Origin of the sequence: Mesorhizobium maamorense, from assembly GCF_044998965.1 — a bacterium.
GTDB lineage: Bacteria > Pseudomonadota > Alphaproteobacteria > Rhizobiales > Rhizobiaceae > Mesorhizobium.
Map to the genome: position 1 here is coordinate 2,752,938 of NZ_CP173356.1, position 16,647 is coordinate 2,769,584.

The following is a 16,647-nucleotide window of genomic DNA, read 5'->3' on the forward strand; positions in this document are numbered from 1 at the left end:
CAATCCTGCAATAAAAAACGGCGCCGCGCGGCGCCGTTTCTTTTGGAGCGTGGATCGCTCAGTTCTTCGCCTTGTCGACCAGCTTGTTCTTGGAGATCCACGGCATCATCGAGCGCAGCTTGGCGCCGACTTCCTCGATCTGATGGCTGTCGTTGTTGCGGCGGATGCCCTTGAAACGCGACAGGCCGGCACGGTATTCCTGCATCCACTCCGAGGTGAACTTGCCGGTCTGGATATCCTTCAGCACCCGCTTCATCTCGGCCTTTGTCTCTGCGGTGATGATGCGCGGCCCCGAGACATATTCGCCCCATTCGGCGGTGTTCGAGATCGAGTAATTCATGTTGGCGATGCCGCCTTCATAGATCAGGTCGACGATCAGCTTGACCTCGTGCAGGCACTCGAAATAGGCCATTTCGGGCGCATAGCCGGCTTCCACCAGCGTCTCGAACCCGGCGCGGATCAACTCCACCAGGCCGCCGCACAGCACGACCTGCTCGCCGAACAGATCGGTCTCGCATTCCTCCCGGAAATTGGTCTCGATGATACCCGAACGGCCGCCGCCGACGCCGCAGGCGTAGGAGAGCGCGAGGTCGAGTGCGTTGCCCGAAGCATCCTGGTTGACGGCGACCAGGCACGGCACGCCGCCGCCCTTCTGGTATTCGCCGCGCACCGTATGGCCGGGCCCCTTCGGCGCGATCATGACGACGTCGACCGTCGACTTCGGCTCGATCAGGCCGAAATGCACGTTGAGGCCATGCGCGAAGGCGATTGCCGCGCCGTCGCGGATATTCGGCGCGATCTCGTTTTTGTAGATGTCGGCCTGCAATTCGTCGGGCGTCGCCATCATCATCAGGTCGGCCCATTTGGCGGCGTCGGCCACGCTCATCACCTTGAGCCCGTCGGCCTCGACCTTCTTGGCGGTCGCCGATCCGGCCTTGAGGCCGATGGCGATCTCCTTGGCGCCGGAATCCTTGAGGTTGAGCGCATGCGCCCGGCCCTGGCTGCCATAGCCGATGATGGCGACCTTCTTGCCCTTGATCAGGTTGAGATCGGCATCACGATCGTAATAGACGCGCATTTTTGTCTTCCTTCCCGTTTGAAGATCAGAGGCCTCGCGGCCCGGTTTTTGCTCCGAAAAGAGCGAGAAACTGCTGCGTCGCGCGGACGGCATCACCGCCGATCGCCGCCTCAGTCAATTCCAGCCGGTCGCCGAGCAGGAGACGGATCTGCACGTCGCGGGCGACCAGCCCGAAAAGGTACGGAACGCCGTCTCGGCGTCCGAAAAATCGAGCAGCCCGACCTGGCGGCCGGCCTCCAGCACCGGCTTCAGGCGCTTGGCGAGGGCAAAGCGCCCGTTCTCCAGCACCACCGCGCCAAGATCATCCTTGCCCGAACCGGCATGGCCGACCGCCACTCGGTTGAGCGCGACAGAAGTGTCGCTGGAAATGACCTTCAGCCAGTCGGAAGCAAATCGCTCCAGGCTCGCGGCCAACGACGCAAGGTCGAGCCCCCTGCCGTCGACCGCCGTCACCCGCACTTTCGAGGCCTGCCATTGCACCGTCGCCGTCAGCAGTCCGTCGCGGTCGCCGAACCATTTGTAGAGCGTTTCCTTGGAGCAGCTCGCCCGCCGCGCCACTGCGGTCATGGTCAGATTGTCGCCCTCTTCGACCAGCAGGCGGAGCGCTGCATCCAGGACCGCCTTCTGACGCTCCGTCAGCGCTTCGCCGTTGTCGATATCGGCATTTGCCTGCAACACGCTCTGTTCCCGTTTGATGGTAGAGCCGTAGATCGCCCGAGCTCAGTACCGTACGTTACGGTTCGGCATATTGCGCAATCCGAAGATCGGCGCAAGGGCAAAATGATGAAATGTCTTTCCCGTGTCCCCGCAGCCGCGCAACGCGTATGTTCAGTCGCCGGCTGGCGGATCGCGCAACCGCCCAACCAAGGCCGATACCGTGTTCAGTTCTTGCGGCGAGAGCTTGTCGCCAACCAGCTCCGCGATCGACCTGCCATAGACGGCCCACATACGGCGGCGCGTCTCTCGTCCCTTGGCCGTGATGCGGACGGTTTGGCCGCGGCCGTCATCAGCCACCGGCAGCTTCTCGACAAACCCATCGGCTTCAAGTCGGGCCAGCAGCCGCGAAATATTGTACTGCGCGAACAGGGTTCGTTCGATCAGTTGGAACGGCCGCAAGCCGCCCTCGCCCGCCTCAGCGAGTTCGTGCAGCACGTCATACCAGGCAAGCGGCGGCAGGCCGCCTTCCTTCAGCGCGTCTTCGGCACGTTCCACCAGTTGGCGCGATACCCGCATCAGGCGTGCCCAGGTCTTGATGGCCTCCGGCGATGGCATGGCTGTGTCGGTCATGACGGCAGCATACGAGATAGATGCAATTGCATCAAGCTTGACGATAAATGCATTTGCATCTAGATAGATGCGAATGCATCGATCGAGAGGCAAACCCCAATGAAACATGCCAACACCCTCATTCTCGTCAGCCATCCCCTTTGCCCCTATGTCCAGCGTGCGGCGATCTCGCTGACCGAGAAAGGCGTGCCGTTCGAGCGCGTCGACATCGACCTCGCCAACAAGCCTGACTGGTTCAAGGCGGTCTCGCCGCTCGGCAAGGTGCCGCTGCTGCGCGTGCAGCGGGGGAACGATGAGACGGTGATCTTCGAATCCGCCGTCATCCTCGAATTCCTCGAAGAAACTGAGGCCAATCCCCTCCACCCGGCCGACCCCTATGCCCGTGCCCGGCATCGTGCCTGGATCGAGTATGGCTCAGCCATCCTCAACGCCGTCGGCCGATTCTATTCGGCGTCGACCGAGGCAGGATTCCTTGCCGAGTCTCGGACGCTGTCGGAAATGTTCGATCGTGTGGAGACCGAATTGGCGGGCGAAGCCGGCCGGACTGGACCATGGTTCGAAGGCGGGCGCTTTTCGCTCGTCGACGCAGTCTACGGCCCTGTCTTCCGCTACATCGATACCTTCGACCGGATCGGCGATTTCGGCATTCTGGACGGCAAACCGCTCGTCCAGGCCTGGCGCCAGGCATTGAGTGGACGCCCGTCCGTCAAGCATGCCGTGGCGCAGGACTATCCACTGCGCCTGCATGCCTTCCTGCGGGCGAAGGGATCGTATCTTTCGACGGTCATTCGCAAGAACGATCCGGCCAGCGCGCTTCCGCCAGCCCAGTTCGCCTGAACGGATGGACCACCGTGCCGGCCACCATTGAGGCGAGGAACTGCGGCGAATGCGCGGCGTCGCGGCGCCACCCCGCGGCTTATGCCTGGGCGGCATCAAAATCCGCACGCGCTTCGCGCACCGCATCATGGTTGAGTTCGGCCCATAGGATCAGTTGATGAAAGGCGCCGAACATCGAGCGCCCGAGATCGGTCAGGCTGTATTCAACGCTCGGTGGTTTGGTCGGGAACACTTCACGATGCACATAGCCGTCGCGCTGCAAATCATGCAGTGTCTGGGTCAGCATGCGCTGCGAAATGTCGGGCACCAGCCGCCGCAACTCACCGAAGCGATACGGCCTTTCAGCCAGCGCCATCACCAGCAGCGATCTCCATTTGCCGCTGACGCCCTGGATGACATTGCGAACCGGACAGTCGGCAAAATTACCGCCCCCGCTCATCGCTTTGTAGGTCTCCAGCTTCGATTTCAGATTGGTGACCTTGCCGTCCATCGCTGGTTCCCTGGATGTGCCTACCTCCCGAAAAACTGCCTCCTTTACGGTGGCAGGTCAATTCCTATTTTAGTGCTGGTCTCTTTCTGAGACCACTAGAGCACCCGCCGCTTCGGCACAAATCAGGATCTCCGATGACCGAAACCCTTCTCGTCACCGGCGCCTCCGGCCAGCTTGGCCGCGGCGTCATCCGCTATCTCCTGGACGCGCATAAAACTCCGCCTGCAAAGATCATCGCCACCACGCGCAATCCCGAAAGCCTGGCAGATTTGGCGGTGCGCGGCCTCGTTGTCAGGGCCGCAGACTTCAACGACGCCATTTCGCTGGAAACCGCATTCAAGGGCGCCGACAAGGCGCTGATCATTTCGACCGGCGATCTCGATCTCAAAAGCGGCAAGCGCCTGAAGCAGCACGAGAATGCAGTCGCGGCGGCCAAAAACGCCGGCGTTTTGCACCTGCTCTACACCTCGATGCCCAACCCGGAACCGGTGTCGCCGGTCCTGTTTGCCGGTGACCACTACAGCACCGAGCAGGCAATCAAGGCGAGCGGCATCCCCTACACGATCTTCCGCAACGGCTGGTACCAGGAGAACCTGTTCATGGCGCTGCCGCACGCGATCGCCTCGGGGCACTGGTACACGTCCGCCGGCGAAGGCCGCATCGCCCATGGCGCACGCGAAGACATGGCAGCGGCGATCGCCGCCGGTCTCGCTTCTGGCACGACCGACAACAAAACCTACACGCTGACTGGCCCGCAAGCGTACACGACGGCAGAGATCGCCGCCCTCGTCAGCGAAGTCACCGGCAAGCCGCTCGATGTCGTGCAGGTTTCGGATGATGTCCTGACCGAAGGGGTAAAGGCATCAGGCGTTCCCGAGGATTTTGCCGGCGTCATCGTTTCCTTCGACGTCAACACGCGGGCCGGCCGCATCGCCATGGTGACGGACGCGATCGAGATGCTTTCCGGCAGGACGCCAAGGACGTTGAGACAATTCCTCGAGGCGAACAAGGCTGCCCTGGCAGGTTGAAATCCACGCGGCGGGAAGTCTGTTCTCGACTCTCCGCCCTACTTCGATGTTTTGATCAGGCCGTGCCGAATAAGGCTCTCTCCGGTCGCAGCCAGCGCGTCTTCGCGCGAACGTGGCTTCCAGCCGAGCATGCGCACCGCCTTGGCATTGGTGGCATTCTTGACCTTGCCCAACTCAGGCACGAGCTGCGCGACTTCCGGATTGAACAGTCCCACCATGCGCACCAGCCAATCGGGAAGCTCTCTGGTCGAAACGCGCTTCGCCGCGTTGCCGAGCCGCTTTCTCAAGGTTTGCGCGATTTCCCGCACGGTCATGAAATCGCCGGCGACCGCCAGGAAGCGCTCGCCGTTGGCAGCTGGATCGGTCATGGCGCGGACATGCAGGTCCGCCACGTCGCGTGCATCGACGACGCCGAAGGACAGACGCGGCAGGCCCGGCATGGCGCCATTCATCATGCGTTGGACAAATTCGGTGGAGGTCGAATGGTCCGGGCCAAGCACAGGCCCGAAGATGCCGACGGGGTTGACGGCAGCAAGCTCCAACCCGCCCCCCTCGGCGGCGATAAAATCCCAGGCCGCGCGCTCGGCGAGCGTCTTCGACTTCACATAGGCGCTGACCCTTCCCATCGGATCGGTCCAGCTCTCCTCGGTGAACGGACGGCCGTCGGGCGGCATCTTGCCGTAGCCGACAGCCGCGAAGGAGGACGTCAGCACGACGCGTCTGACGCCGGCATCTCGTGCCGCCCGCAGCACCCGCAACGCGCCTTCACGGGCCGGAATGATCAGCTCGTCATCATGCTTGGGCACTCCGGGCGGGAACGGCGAGGCGACGTGCAGGACATAGTCGCAGCCCGCAGCGGCTAGCGGCCAGCCGGCATCGCTCATGAGATCGGCGATTGCAAAGGAGAGCCTGTCATCCGGCTCGACGCCACCTGCCTTGAGCATGGCCAGGACATCGGCTTGCCGCCTGGCCGAGCGCACAGTCGTGCGCACGCGGTAGTCCGCCTTCAGCAGTTCAAGGATACAGTGGGCGCCGAGAAAGCCAGATCCGCCGGTGACAAGCACCAATTCGCCGCTCATGCCCGCCCCCCGAAGCGTCAGCCCAAGGCGATCGAGACAGTCAGATCGCCACCTGCGTGCCGATCTCTACCACACGGCCGGTCGGTATCTGGAAATATTCGGTGGCGTCGGCCGCCGTGCGCGCCAGCCCGATGAACAGCCGGTCCTGCCACACCGGCATGCCGGAATTGGGCGAGGCTTTCAGCGAGCGCCGGGACAGGAAGAAGGACGTCGTCATGATGTCGAACTTCCAGCCTTGCTTGCGGCAGATCGCCAGCGCGCGCGGGATGTTGGGCTGCTCCATATAGCCGAAGGTCAGCGTCACCCGCATGAACAGCTCGTTGACCGTCTCCATCTTGACCCGGTCGCTGTCGGGCACCACCGGTTGCGGCGCGGTCACCACCGAGAGGATCACATTCTGCTCGTGCAGCACCTTGTAGTGCTTCAGGCTGTGCATCAGCGCGGTCGGCGCGCTGAGCGGATCGCTGGTCAGGAACACCGCGGTGCCGGATACCAGCTGCGGCTTCTTCTTCAACAGATTGCCGGCCAGGAAATCGAGCGGGATCTCGTTGCGGCGGGTCTTGTCGAAGAGATAACGGCTGCCGCGCACCCAGGTCCACATCGCCAGAACGATGGTGAAGGCCACCGCCAGCGAGGCCCAGCCGCCTTCGAACACCTTGACGATGTTGGAAGCAAAGAAACCGACATCGATGAAACCGAACAAGGCTGTCATCGCGACAGCCACCCACAGCCGCCATTTCCAGATGCGGGTCATGACGACAAACAGCAGCACCGTGGTCACCAGCATGTTGCCGGTCACCGAGATGCCGTATGCCGAAGCCAGCCTGCTGGATTCGCCGAAGCCCACCACCAGCATCATCACCACCAGCGCCAGCAACAGGTTGACGCGCGGCATGTAGATCTGGCCGGACTGTTTTTCCGACGTGTGCAGGATTTCCAGCCGTGGCAGCATGTTGAGCTGCACCGCCTGCCTGGTCAGCGAGAATGCGCCTGAAATCACCGCCTGGCTGGCGATCACCGTCGCGGCGGTCGCCAGCACCACCATCGGGATCAGCGTCCAGCCTTCGTTCATTTCGAAGAAGGGATGTCCGACCACGCCGTTCTTGGCCAGCACGAAGGCGCCCTGGCCGGCATAGTTGAGCAGCAGGCAAGGGAACACGATCGCCAGCCAGGCGAGCACGATCGGCTTGCGGCCGAAATGGCCGAGATCGGCATAAAGCGCTTCGGCGCCGGTGACCGCAAGGAAGATGGCGCCGATGGTGACGAAGGCGACATCGGGCGAATTGATCAGGAAGGCGACGATATAGTGCGGGCTGATCGCCCACAGGATTTCCGGATCGGCGATGATATGGTTGAGGCCGGACAGGCCGATAGCCAGGAACCAGACCGCGGTGATCGGGCCGAAGATCAGCGCCACGCCGCCGGTGCCGAAGCGCTGCACCGAAAACAGAACCGCCAGGATGACCAGTGTCAGCGGCACGACATAAGGCTGGAAGGTCGGCGTGACGACATTCATGCCCTCGACCGCCGAGAGCACCGAAATTGCCGGGGTTATGACGGCGTCGCCGAAGAACAGCGAGGCGCCGACGATACCGATGCCCAGGATGATCGCCGAGCGCTTCGGGAAACTGCCGCGCGCCAATGCCATCAACGACAGCACGCCGCCTTCGCCGCGGTTGTTGGCGCGCAGCACGAACATGATGTATTTGATGGTGACGATGATCGTCAGTGACCAGATGATCAGCGAGAGAACGCCAAGAATGTCGCCACGGTCGGCCACTTCGCCGCCCGACGACGCCACCAGCGCCTCGCGGAACGCGTAGATCGGGCTGGTGCCGATATCGCCGTAAACAACGCCGAGCGCGCCGAGCATCAACACCTTGGTGCTGTGCTGCTCGATTTCAGGATGGCTCGATTGTTCGACGGTTTCTGCCTCACTACCAGTGTTGGCAAGGGCCATGAACGACACTCCGATAAGCGGGCGGTGCTCTACGCTTGCTGCGATGCAATATCAAGTACCGTCGCGTTATGGCTGCCATGCTTTGCACGCGAGGCTGCCACCATTACCACCCGCAAGCCCTGAGAAAGCGGCCCACCGTGCCGGCCATGCCATACTCCAACGCGTCGGCTGTCAACCCATGTCCGATCGACACTTCGGCCAATGCCGGAACGCGTCGCGCCAGGGCCGGCAGGTTGCTCACCGTCAGATCGTGCCCGGCATTGACCTCAAGGCCCGCGACAAAGGCCGCATCGGCGGTTTTTCCCAGTCTTTCCAGCTCCTTGGCCGCCTTGGCGGAATCGGCATGGCAACTGCCATAAGGTCCCGTGTAAAGCTCGATACGGTCGGCGCCGGTATCGCGCGCGGCGTTTATGCCGGCAGGATCCGCATCGGAGAACAACGAGACCCGGAAACCGCCCTTCTTCAGGCGTCTCACGATCGGTGTCAGGAACGCTGCATCGGCGATGAAGTTCCAGCCATGGTCCGAGGTTGCCTGGGAGGGATCGTCAGGCACCAGGGTCACCTGTTCCGGCTGGTGCTTTTCCACGAGCGCCAGGAAATGCTCGGTCGGATGGCCCTCGATGTTGAATTCGGCCCGCGGGAACTCATCGTCGATCAAGGCCCTGATCTCAGGCAGGTCTGAACGGCGGGTATGGCGCTCGTCCGGGCGAGGATGCACCGTCAGCCCATGTGCTCCCGCCGCAAGCGCGATGCGGCCAAGCCTGATCACATCAGGCCACGGCAGGTCGCGCCGGTTGCGCAGCATGGCGATGGCGTTGAGATTGACGGAAAGCTTTGCGGGCATGGCTTCGGATCCTGCTCGATTTCGGCGCATCTATACCGCCTTTGACGGGAACAGATAGGGGGTTTCCGGTGTTCCAGAAGATCGGATGACGTTTGTGAAAGGATACGATCCCTTGAATTTCCTCGAAGCCGTGCCGGCAATCCGGCGCATCGATACGGACCGTGAGGATCTCTTCGCCATCGATATCGTCGGCCATGTCTCGGCGGCCGACGCGGAAAACCTGTTCGGCCTGCTCGAAGCGGCTTACGCGCTTCACCCGCGAATCGACGTGCTGGTGCGCGTGATCGATCATGACGGCGTCGACTGGAGCGACATATCGGACGAGACGCTGCGACAGGGCGCGGTGCAGGCCGCAGAGCATATAGGTCGTTGTGCCGCGATCGGCGAGCCGGACTGGACGGCGCAGGCGCGAGACTTCCTCCCTACCCCGCCGCCGGTCGAACTCAGGCACTTCAAAGACGAGGCCGATGCCTGGCAATGGCTCGGCGCCAGGCAAATGGGCTCCGCTACCTGACGATCGTCAACCGTTCGGCCGCCCGGGTGATCGCGGTGTAAAGCCAGCGCTGGCGCGTTTCCTTGAACGCCCAGCTCTCGTCGAACAGCACGATCTCGTTCCACTGCGACCCCTGCGCCTTGTGCACGGTCAGCGCATAGCCATAGTCGAAATCATCGAACCGCTTCTTCTGCTGCCACGGGATATCGGCGTCGGGATCCTCGAACGCCGCCTTGAGCAGCTTGATCTTGGCGACACCGCGGTCCGGATCATCCTCTTCGGGCGACACCAGGAGGTTGATGCCAGGTTTCACCGTCTCGCGCGACGAGGTCATCACCTTCCACAGCGAACCGTTGAGCAGGCCCTTGGCCGGGTCGTTGCGCAGGCACACCAGCTTGTCGCCGGCCTGCGGATAGTCGGCATTGAACCCCTTGAGCTCGCGCAGGCGCTGGTTGTAGCGGCGGCGCGTGCGGTTGGTGCCGACCAGCACCTGGTCCGCCCTCAGCACTAGGTCCTGGTTGACGTCTTCCTTGCCGATCACCTGCGCCGTGCCGTAGTCGCCGCGCATGAATTCGCGCCCCTCGCGCACGTCGAGCGCCAGCCGCAGGATCGGATTGTCGCGCGCCTGCCGGTGGATTTCGGTGAGCAGGAAATCCGGCTCGTGGTCGGTGAAGAAGCCACCGCCCGAGATCGGCGGCAACTGGCCGGGATCGCCCAGCACCAGGATCGGCGTGCCAAAGCTCAAGAGGTCACGGCCAAGCTGCTCGTCGACCATCGAGCATTCGTCGATGATGACCAGTTTCGCACGCGAGATCGGGCTCTGCCGGTTGAGCGAAAAAGTCGGCGACATCGACGTCTTGCCAGTCACCTCGTCTTCGACCGATTCCTCCCCCTTGGGCCTGTAGATCAGCGAATGGATGGTGCGGGCATTGACCGCGCCCTTGGAGCGCAGCACCTGCGCCGCCTTGCCGGTGAAGGCGGCGAACTGCACCTGGCCGTCGACATGTTCGGCGAAATAGCGCGCCAGCGTCGTCTTGCCGGTGCCGGCATAGCCGAACAGCCGGAACAATTGCGGCTTGCCGGCCTTGAGCCAGCGCGCGACCGCCTGCAGCGCCTCGTCCTGTTGGGGTGAAAATTCCATCTGATCGTGTGACCGGATTCGCGAGAGAAAGACAAGATAGCGCCACCGCCATCGACGCGGCCTGGTGGCGAACTCCCTGCGCTTCAGCCTATCAGGCGAGAACGGGAACGTAAAGGGAACGGGCGCCATGTCCGCGCGATCACCCGACGGCGTGCGGATCGTTCTCCAGCAGGATCGGCTTGCCGTGCGGCGTGGCGTGCGCGGCGCGCTCCCAGGCCCGTGCCATCGCATCGACATCGGGCTTGGCGGCCAATCCTTTCGACGCCAGCAGCGCTTCCAGCGCCGCCAACCAATGTTCGTAATAGTCATGGCCGTCAGCCGCGGCGCCGGGTTTCTTCACTTCGGCCGACAGTGCCTGCGCCCACTCGCTCCACGAAAACAGGCCCTTGTCGTGCAGCGCCACCGTCATCGCGAAGGCTTCGGCCTGCCAGGGCTCGGCGAAGACGGGCGCATCGAGGCCGGCGGGCAGACCGGCAGGCCCGTTCGCCTCAGGCCGGTTCAAGATAGCTCTCCCAGGCATCGATGGACACGGTCAGCGTCGGATCGGCCCCGTCGCCCCAGATCTCGGCTCCGTCGAAAACCACCGTATAGACCCATTGCGGGTTCTCGCCCTGCCCATGCGCGTTGGTGTCGGGGAACACAAAGCCGTCGCGCACCGCTTCGATCCTCCCATGCTTGCCGCGCGCGTAGCGCGGCAGTCTGGTGTGGCCGATCGGATTGAAATTCCTGGTCCGCACGCGGTCGCCGGCCCTGAACCGCGGCGCCGTTTCGACCGGCCGGTTACACGGAGCGCCCTTGGCAAGCACTGCCGGAACGTCATGGGCCTTCAGCACTCTTTTGGGCGTCGCCGCCGGATCGATCGCCTCGCCTGCCTTGAGATCACGCTCGCTGACGAAATCATGGCGCTTGAGCAGGGTTTCCAGCGCCTTGATCCATATCTGGTAGTAGCTGGAGGCATAGTAGTCGGCCGGATGCAGCGATTCCCGCGCATGCCGGCTCTCATCGATATTCCAGGCGCCCATGGCGCCGGCGGTGAGCGTCACGCCGAGCGCCCGCCGCTCCCAGTCGGTATGGAAATACGGCTCGTCCCGTTCCGGCGCCACCGGCCCGAATCCCATCTGTCCGCCGACATCCTGCGGGCCGTTCATGCCGGATCCCCCGTTTTTTCCGGTTTTTGGGCCAGCGCAGTGCCGATCATGGCATCGCGGCTTACCAATTCGGACAAGCGCTCCTCGCTCCAGCCTTCGGTTCCTTGAGGCCGCATCGGGACGACGAGATGGCGCAACTCCGCCGTCGAATCCCAGACGCGTATCTTTGTTGAGGCCGGCAGCGTCAGCCCGAATTCCTCAAGCACGCCGCGCGGATCGATGACCGCGCGCGAGCGATAGGGCGGCGCCTTGTACCAGACCGGCGGCAGGCCGAGCACCGACCACGGATAGCAGGAGCACAGCGTGCAGACGACGAGATTGTGAGTCTCTTCGGTGTTGAACACCGCCTGCATGTGCTCGCCTTGGCGGCCGGTGTAACCCAGCGATCCGATCGCCGCCGTCGCATCGCGCTTCAGCCACTCGGCAAAAGCGGGATCGCTCCAGGCCTTGGCCACCACCCTCGCGCCGTTGCGCGGACCGATCTTGGTCTCGTAGGTATCGACGATGACATCGATCGCGGCCGGATCGATCAATCCCTTGCGGGTGAGAATGGTTTCCAGCGCGCGCACGCGGGCGGCAAACGGATCGAGTTCGTTGTCGTGGTCATGATCGTGGGACATGGTCATAAACTACGGCTGGGATCCGCCGGCCGCAAGCATGACGGCTTGGGCCAGTGGGCGCGACGCGGATACACTACTCCGCAGCCGCTTTCTGCGGTTCGCCCTGCCTCTCGTCATCGCCGTCGAACAGCGAAGGCTGATCCCCCGCTTCGACCAGGTGCAACTCGGCCTTTCGCTTCGGAAATAGCCCCAGCAGCCAACCCGAGAAATGCTCCATGTAAACATAGATCACCGGTGTGACGAACAGGGTCAGAGCCTGCGAGGCGAGCAGGCCGCCGACGACGGCGACGCCCAACGGCTGGCGCAGCTCCGCGCTGGCGCCCGTGCCGAGCGCGATCGGGAACGTGCCCATCAAGGCGGCCAGCGTCGTCATCATGATCGGCCGGAACCGCATCAGGCAGGCCTTGTGGATGGACTCGGTGGCCGACATTCCTTCTCGTCGCAATTCGAGCGCGACGTCGACCATCATGATGCCGTTCTTCTTGACGATGCCGATCAGCATCAGGATGCCGATCACCGCGATGACGGACAGGTCCATGCCGGCGAAGCGCAAGGCGACAACCGCCCCCAGCACAGCCGATGGCAAGCCTGTGAGGATCGTGAGCGGATGGATGAAGCTCTCATAGAGAATGCCAAGCACGATATAGATGGTCAGGATCGCGCCGCCGATCAGCAGGCCCTGGTTGGCGAGCGAGTCCTGGAAGGTCTTGGCCGTGCCGGCAAAGCTGGTCGAGATCGTCTCCGGCATGCCGATCTGCTCTTTGAGCGCGTTGATGCGGCTCACGCTGTCGCCGAGCGCCACGCCTTGCGGCAGATTGTAGGAGATCGTCACGGCCGGAAGCTGGCCGAGCTGGTTGACCGTCAAGGCGCCGGCCGTGCGATCGACCCGGGCGAAGGCGCCAAGCGGAACCAGGGAGCCGCTCGCCGTCCTCATCTGGATGGCCAGCATCCGCTCCGGCGACCACTCGATCTTGGGATCGAGCTCGGTGATGACTTCGTAGCTGTCGGCGGAGCCGAAGATGGTCGAAACCTGGTCGGTGCCGAACCCGCCATACAGCGCCGAGCGCAGCGTGTCGGTGTCGATGCCGAGCTGGGCCGCCTTGTCGCGATCCACCACCAGCGTCGCCTGCAGCGCATTGTTCTGCAGGTCGCTGGTGACGTCGGTGAAGGTCGCATGGTCGGCCGCCATCGCGTCGTTCAGTTTCTGCGCCCAGATATCGGTCTGGCCGGTGTCGAGGCCTTGAACCACGAGTTGGTAGGCGCTGGCCGACGAGCGCGAACCCAGCCTCAAATTCTGCACCGGCTGCATGTAGGTCTCGATGCCCGCCACGCCGGCCAGTTGCTTGCGCAGATCCGCAAGCACCTTCTCGATATTGGGCCGCTGGTCCTTGCCCTTGAGCTGGACGAAAAGCTGCCCCTGGTTGAGCGCATTGTTGCCGCTGCCCGCCGACCACGCAACATGGTCGACATAGGGCGAATGCGAGAAGACGCTGGCCACCTGCCCCTGCAGCTTTGCCATGGCGTCGAACGAGATGTCCTGGCGCGCGATGGTCGTCACCGATATCTGGCCGATATCCTCCTGCGGGAAAAAGCCCTTCGGCGAGACCTCGATCAGCCACACCGACGCCGCCGCGGTGCCTATGAAGACCAGGAACACCAGGAAAGTGTGCCGCAGACAGAAGCTCAGGATCCGGTCGTAGCCGCGGGTGATGAAATCGCGCCTGTGGCCATCGCCATGCGCCTCGCGGTCGGCCTTGGTCACCGACAGCAGCCGCGAGCACAGCATCGGCGTCAGCGTCAGCGACACGAACATTGACGCCAGGATGGCGACCGTCACCACGACGGCGAACTCGTTGAAGATGCGCCCGATCACGCCGCCCATCAGAAGCACCGGGATGAACACGGCCACGAGCGAGATCGAAATCGAGATGATGGTGAAGCCGATTTCGCGCGCGCCCTTCAGCGAAGCATCGAACGCCGACAAGCCATCCTCCTCCATATGGCGGAAGATGTTTTCCAGCATCACGATGGCGTCGTCGACGACGAGGCCGACCGCAAGCGTCAGGCCCATCAGCGAGATGTTGTCGATGGAAAAGCCGAACAGGAACATCGCGCCGAGCGTGGCGATCAACGAGATCGGCACCGCCACGGCCGGGATGATGGTCGCCGTAACGCGGCGCAGGAACACGAAGATCACCATGACCACCAGCGCGATGGTCAACAGCAGCGTGAACTGCACGTCATCCACGGCCTGGCGGATCGAGGTCGAACGGTCGTTGAGCAGTTTGATCTGGGCGGCGGCCGGCATCTGGTCCTGGAAGGACGGCAGCATCGCCTTGACCTTGTCGACGACGTCGACAGTGTTGGCGTCGGGCTGGCGCTGCACCGCCATGATGATCGCGCGCGTGCCGTCATACCAGCTCGCAGTCGTCGTGGTCTGCACCGAATCGACGACGCGTGTCACCTCGCCCAGCCGCACCGGATGACCGTTCTTGGTGGCGATGATGAGGTTGGAGAATCCGGCGGCGTCGGTCAGCTGCGTATTGGCCGTGATCGTCAGCTGCTGTTTGTTGTTCTTCAGAACGCCCAGCGGGGTGTTGGAGTTGGCGGATGCGATCGCCGCCTGCAGCTGGTCGATCGAAATGCCGCGCGCGGCAAGCGCGGTCGGATCGATCTGAATGCGGACTGCATATTTCTGCTGGCCGAAGATGGAGACCTGCGCCACGCCGTCGATGGTCGACAGCGACGGCGAGATGACGTTTTCGGCGAAAGCATCGAGATCGGTCAGCGGAACCGTATCGCTGACCAGCGACATCAAAAGGATCGGCGCGTCGGCCGGATTGACCTTGCGGTAGCTCGGCGGCGAGGTCATCTGGGGCGGCAGCGATCTTTGCGTGCGCGCGATCGCTGCCTGCACGTCCGCGGCCGCGGCATCGATGTCGCGGTTGAGCACGAACTGGATGGCGATCGAGGTCTGGCCGAGCGAGTTGGTGGTCGAGATCGAGTCGATGCCGGCAATGGTGGCGAATTGCTTGATCAGCGGCGTCGCCACCGACGTTGCCATCGTCTCCGGCGAGGCTCCGGGCAGCTGAGCCGAGACGTTGACGACGGGGAATTCGGCACTGGGCAGCGCGGCCACCGGGAGGAACTTGTAGGCGAACAGCCCGCCCAGAACGAGGGCGAACGACATCAGGAGGGTGGCGACAGGCCTGCGAATGCAGAACTCGGAGATCATTGGGCGGCCTCGCCGGCCTTGTCCGCTTGCGCGACCTTGGGTGCTGCCTGGTCGCCGGATCCGGCGGATGCCTTGCCTTCGTGCACGGCAGCCCCGTTCTTCAGTCGCGTCTGGCCTTCGATAACAACCTTCTCGCCGCTTTTCAGGCCATCGCTGATGGCGGCGCTCTGACCCACGGTCAGCGCCACTTGCACCGGCCGCATTTCGACTGTGTTGTCAGGCTTGACCACATAGACGAACGGCCCCTTCTGGCTGGGCTGCACCGCGACCGTGGGGACGGACGTCATCTGCGGCATGATGCCGGCGTCGAGCACGACATTCACATATTGGCCCGGCCACAGCGACAGATCGGCGTTGGGTATGCTGGCTCGCGTTGCGATGGTGCCGGAAGCGGTATCGACGCTGGAATCGACGAAATCGAGCGTGCCCTTGCCAATGGGTGTCGGGTCGCCGTCCTGGGTCAGGGTCACTGCCCCTTGCTGTGGCTTTGCCAGTGCCTTGTGCAGCAGCGCAAGGTTGCTTTCGGGCAGGTTGAAGTTCACCTGCAGCGGATCCATCTGGGTGATGGTGACGAGCGGGGTCGAGGTGCTGCTGCTGCCATTGCTCGTGGTCACGAGATCGCCCACGGCAACGTTGACCGCGCCAAGCCTGCCGGAAATCGGCGCGGTGATCCTGGCAAAGCCAAGCTGGACATTGTCTGCATCGATTGTCGCCTTGTCGGCATCGACAGTCGCTGCCGCCGCCTTCTGCGCGGCAACGGCCTGGTCGTAGGTCTGCTGCGTACCGGCCTGCTTGGCGACAAGATCCTTGGCGCGCTGAAGATCGGAATTCGAACTGGCAAGCAGCGCCTGATCCTTGGCGAGCGTCGCCTGATCCTTGGCGAGCTGCGCCTTCAAGGCACGGTCATCCAGCGAAAACAGGAGATCGCCGGTTTTCACCATCTGCCCGTCCTTGACGTCGATCGACACGATCTGGCTGGACACGCGCGCGTTGATGCTGACCACGGCGGGAGAGGAGACGAAGCCGATGGCGTAGCGCCGGACCGGGAAATCGGCCGTCGTTGCCGTGACCGAGATGATCGAGGCCGAACGGGCGCCAGTGCCGCCAGCCGCCTGCTTGCCCCCTGCCTGCGGATCCTGGCTATCCGGCGCCGGCTTGTCCGACGCGACCTGATTTACACCGATGATCTGCCGGGCCCTGCTCAGCGCATCGGGAGACAGATAGAGCCAGGCCGCGCCTGCGCAGGCGACCGCAAGCAATGAAAGAATGACTTTTCCACGCATCGACAAAAGACCCTCTCCGTCCGACACGCCATAGCCAGGTGGTCGTATTCTAGCTCAAATCACGACGCCCTGCCGCGATTTCGCTGAATAGATAGGACAGGGCTTTGGCGGAAAAGGGCCAAAA

General features: G+C 63.3%; 15 protein-coding genes and 1 pseudogene. 3 read left to right on the forward strand and 13 right to left on the reverse strand.

The genetic code is table 11. The features are described 5' to 3' along the window. Positions 1–58: 58 nt before the first annotated feature. The 3 genes and pseudogenes from ilvC to ACIU1A_RS14045 all read right to left on the reverse strand — a co-directional run bounded on the left by ilvC (position 59) and on the right by ACIU1A_RS14045 (position 2,365). Positions 59–1,078 carry a ketol-acid reductoisomerase gene (gene ilvC, locus ACIU1A_RS14035; RefSeq protein WP_404927543.1) on the reverse strand — a complete coding sequence of 340 codons (1,020 nt, stop codon included), beginning with the start codon at positions 1,076–1,078 and terminating at the stop codon, positions 59–61. Between the two features lie 25 nt (positions 1,079–1,103). Next, positions 1,104–1,753 (reverse strand): annotated as a pseudogene (locus ACIU1A_RS14040) (TetR/AcrR family transcriptional regulator). 153 nt (positions 1,754–1,906) lie between these two features. Then, the gene (locus ACIU1A_RS14045) at positions 1,907–2,365 is read right to left on the reverse strand and encodes a MarR family winged helix-turn-helix transcriptional regulator (RefSeq protein WP_404927915.1); all 459 of its coding nucleotides are present in this window, start codon (positions 2,363–2,365) and stop codon (positions 1,907–1,909) included. A 99-nt stretch (positions 2,366–2,464) separates the two neighbouring features. On the opposite strand from ACIU1A_RS14045, the gene ACIU1A_RS14050 reads away from it, so the two are divergent. Then, a complete protein-coding gene (locus tag ACIU1A_RS14050) occupies positions 2,465–3,202 on the forward strand; it encodes a glutathione S-transferase family protein (protein ID WP_140554986.1) in 738 nt (245 codons plus the stop codon). Between the two features lie 79 nt (positions 3,203–3,281). Here ACIU1A_RS14050 and ACIU1A_RS14055 read toward each other — a convergent pair whose 3' ends face one another. Next, positions 3,282–3,692 carry a helix-turn-helix domain-containing protein gene (locus ACIU1A_RS14055; RefSeq protein ID WP_140495388.1) on the reverse strand — a complete coding sequence of 137 codons (411 nt, stop codon included), beginning with the start codon at positions 3,690–3,692 and terminating at the stop codon, positions 3,282–3,284. A gap of 134 nt (positions 3,693–3,826) precedes the next feature. Here ACIU1A_RS14055 and ACIU1A_RS14060 point away from each other — a divergent pair, with 134 nt between their 5' ends. Then, positions 3,827–4,720, forward strand: a complete 894-nt coding sequence (locus ACIU1A_RS14060; RefSeq protein WP_404927544.1) for an SDR family oxidoreductase — start codon at positions 3,827–3,829, stop codon at positions 4,718–4,720. 38 nt (positions 4,721–4,758) lie between these two features. Here ACIU1A_RS14060 and ACIU1A_RS14065 read toward each other — a convergent pair whose 3' ends face one another. From ACIU1A_RS14065 to ACIU1A_RS14075, 3 genes are all read right to left on the reverse strand, one after another. Next, on the reverse strand, positions 4,759–5,799 hold the full coding sequence (locus ACIU1A_RS14065; RefSeq protein ID WP_140559566.1) for an aldehyde reductase: 1,041 nt from the start codon (positions 5,797–5,799) through the stop codon (positions 4,759–4,761). A gap of 40 nt (positions 5,800–5,839) precedes the next feature. Next, on the reverse strand, positions 5,840–7,759 hold the full coding sequence (locus ACIU1A_RS14070) for a potassium transporter Kup (protein ID WP_140495382.1): 1,920 nt from the start codon (positions 7,757–7,759) through the stop codon (positions 5,840–5,842). A gap of 103 nt (positions 7,760–7,862) precedes the next feature. Continuing rightward, positions 7,863–8,603: a pyridoxine 5'-phosphate synthase gene (locus tag ACIU1A_RS14075; RefSeq protein WP_140879874.1), complete on the reverse strand. Its 741-nt coding sequence runs from the start codon at positions 8,601–8,603 to the stop codon at positions 7,863–7,865. 112 nt (positions 8,604–8,715) lie between these two features. Between ACIU1A_RS14075 and ACIU1A_RS14080 the strand changes: the two genes are divergently transcribed. Then, positions 8,716–9,117 (forward strand): STAS/SEC14 domain-containing protein, encoded by a 402-nt coding sequence (locus tag ACIU1A_RS14080; protein WP_404927916.1) that lies wholly within the window; start codon positions 8,716–8,718, stop codon positions 9,115–9,117. On the opposite strand, the gene ACIU1A_RS14085 is transcribed toward ACIU1A_RS14080, so the two are convergent. From ACIU1A_RS14085 to ACIU1A_RS14110, 6 genes are all read right to left on the reverse strand, one after another. Beyond that, positions 9,110–10,237, reverse strand: coding sequence for an ATP-dependent RecD-like DNA helicase (locus ACIU1A_RS14085; RefSeq protein WP_140516474.1), 1,128 nt, complete (start codon positions 10,235–10,237; stop codon positions 9,110–9,112). The two genes, ACIU1A_RS14080 and ACIU1A_RS14085, sit on opposite strands and share 8 nt — an antisense overlap. Positions 10,238–10,376: 139 nt before the next feature. Further along, entirely contained in the window at positions 10,377–10,739 is a 363-nt protein-coding gene (locus tag ACIU1A_RS14090) for a nitrile hydratase accessory protein (RefSeq protein ID WP_181172091.1), read from the reverse strand. Beyond that, positions 10,726–11,385 (reverse strand): nitrile hydratase subunit beta, encoded by a 660-nt coding sequence (gene nthB / locus ACIU1A_RS14095; RefSeq protein WP_140516476.1) that lies wholly within the window; start codon positions 11,383–11,385, stop codon positions 10,726–10,728. Before nthB ends, ACIU1A_RS14090 begins: the two co-directional genes overlap by 14 nt. Then, positions 11,382–12,005, reverse strand: a complete 624-nt coding sequence (gene nthA / locus ACIU1A_RS14100; RefSeq protein ID WP_404927917.1) for a nitrile hydratase subunit alpha — start codon at positions 12,003–12,005, stop codon at positions 11,382–11,384. Before nthA ends, nthB begins: the two co-directional genes overlap by 4 nt. 73 nt (positions 12,006–12,078) lie before the next feature. After that, positions 12,079–15,240, reverse strand: coding sequence for an efflux RND transporter permease subunit (locus ACIU1A_RS14105; protein ID WP_404927545.1), 3,162 nt, complete (start codon positions 15,238–15,240; stop codon positions 12,079–12,081). Then, a complete protein-coding gene (locus ACIU1A_RS14110; RefSeq protein WP_404927546.1) occupies positions 15,237–16,523 on the reverse strand; it encodes an efflux RND transporter periplasmic adaptor subunit in 1,287 nt (428 codons plus the stop codon). The genes ACIU1A_RS14105 and ACIU1A_RS14110 overlap by 4 nt, the downstream gene beginning before the upstream one ends. Positions 16,524–16,647: the final 124 nt, after the last annotated feature.